The 1,827-nt window shown below is 62.1% G+C and carries 2 protein-coding genes; one reads left to right on the forward strand and one right to left on the reverse strand.

Annotated elements, in window-relative coordinates; genetic code table 11:
* A partial coding sequence (locus tag AHiyo1_RS01710; protein ID WP_059387415.1) for a glutamate--cysteine ligase occupies positions 1-1,072 on the reverse strand: 1,072 nt, incomplete at its 3' end.
* A 177-nt stretch (positions 1,073-1,249) separates the two neighbouring features.
* On the opposite strand from AHiyo1_RS01710, the gene AHiyo1_RS26015 reads away from it, so the two are divergent.
* Positions 1,250-1,660, forward strand: coding sequence for a hypothetical protein (locus AHiyo1_RS26015; protein WP_253257109.1), 411 nt, complete (start codon positions 1,250-1,252; stop codon positions 1,658-1,660).
* The last annotated feature ends 167 nt before the right edge of the window (positions 1,661-1,827 follow it).

Raw genomic sequence — 1,827 nt, forward strand, 5'->3', positions numbered from 1 at the left:
CGCGGCGCTGGCGCTGGTAGCCGGCTCCGCGGGCGATGATCTTTTCGACGTCGGCCAGTTCCGCCGAGCAACCCAGCTTTTCCGCGACAGGTGCCAGGCGCAGCAGCGTTTCCTTGAGGTGCTCGGTGACGAGCTGCTCGTTGCCTTCGGCGTCGAGGATGATGATCGCCTCCATGCCGTAGCGGGCGGCGCGCCATTTGTTTTCCTGGATATGCCATGGCGGCATGGTGGGAATGCTGCCGCCGTTGTCCAGGATCGTGGAGAACTCGTCCACCAGGCATTGGGTCAGGGCTGCAACGGCGCCGACCTCCTCGAGGGTTGCCAGGCCGTCGCAAATGCGCATCTCGATGGTGCCCAAGTTCGGCACGGGCCGGATGTCCCAGCGGATTTCAGACAGGGTGTCGATCACTCCAGTGGTGAACATGTCCTGGACGTAGGACTCGTATTCGGCCCAGCTGGGGAACTGGAAAGGCAATCCGGCCGTGGGAAGCTGCTGGAACATGAGGGCGCGCTGTGACGCATAGCCCGTGTCTTCGCCGCCCCAGAACGGGCTCGAAGCGGACAATGCCTGGAAATGGGGGAAGTAGTTGACTAAGCCATCGAGGATGGGGAGCGCCTTGTCCCTCCGGTCCAGGCCGACGTGGACGTGGACTCCGTAGATGACCATTTGCCGTCCCCACCATTGGGTCCGGTCGATCAGTTTGGCGTAGCGTTCTTTGTCCGAGACCGGCTGGAGTTGCGGCGGGCTGAATGGATGGCTTCCGGCGCAGAAGAGCTCCACGCCCATGGGGTCGGTGACTTCCCTGACGGCCCGCAGCGAGCGGGCCAGGTCTTCCTTGGCTTCCTTGACGGTGTTGCACACGCCCGTCACGAGTTCCACGGTATTCAGGAGCAGTTCCCGCTTGATGTGCGGGTGCTCGTCGTCTTCGTTCAAATCCGGATGCCGCGAAGCCACGCCCCGCAGGACCTCATTCGCCACCGAGACCAATTCGCCGGTGCGTGCGTTGACGAGCGCTAGCTCCCATTCCACCCCCAGGGTCGACTGCCTGGATGAAGCGAAATCAATCTGCACGTGGGTCCCCTCGGTATTTGCCAAAAACTCCCTGAGCAATGCCCGCCGTGGGGCCGTCAGCGGTTGGCTCAAGTCTAATGCAGGGGCGGTACGGTACCGCATGATGGGAACCGCGAGGTAAAACAGGAAATCGAAGCCGTTTGCTAATGAGAATGATTTGCATCTAAGATTATTGGCATGCATCTTTCTGTTGTCAGCTCACTGGACAGCCAATGCCGCGAAGCAGCCGCCGCCAGGCTTGGGCGGACCCATCGAGATTCGGTGGTTGTCCTGCACGACCTCCTGGACGGGTCCATTGTCTTGCGAAGGATCTTCCGCAACGGCCAACTGGTGGAGCAAGCTCAAACCGCTTTGGAACACGGCTGCCTTAGCTGCACGGTCCGTCTCGACGTTGTCCCGACGGCGGAACGCCTCGCCGCGTCGGGACACGACCACATCGTCCTGGGCCTCCCACCGGGTGTCTCCGTGGAGATGGCGGTAGCCGAACTCAAGCGCGGCCTGGAGCGGCCCGCCGTCATCGACAACGCGGTGTTGGCGATTGACCTCCGGGCTGGAAGACCATATCTGGGACAAGCACACGCTGTATGAATCCGGGTTTACGGCCATGCCCGAGGATGAGCGCACCAGCGGAGAATTTCTCATCGGGGAATTGGGCCACGCGGATACTGTCATGGTGCACGCCGGTCTTGGGGCAGAGCTCACCGGATTGCGCCCGGATTCAAGCGAGGCGTGGACCCTCGGCGTGGAACTTCTTG

This window comes from Arthrobacter sp. Hiyo1 (assembly GCF_001263615.2).
Lineage (GTDB): Bacteria > Actinomycetota > Actinomycetes > Actinomycetales > Micrococcaceae > Arthrobacter.

Bases quoted from the DNA above. Each gene is read 5' to 3' on its own strand.
- AHiyo1_RS26015 (WP_253257109.1), top strand. From the start codon at position 1,250: ATGCATCTTTCTGTTGTCAGCTCACTGGACAGCCAATGCCGCGAAGCA.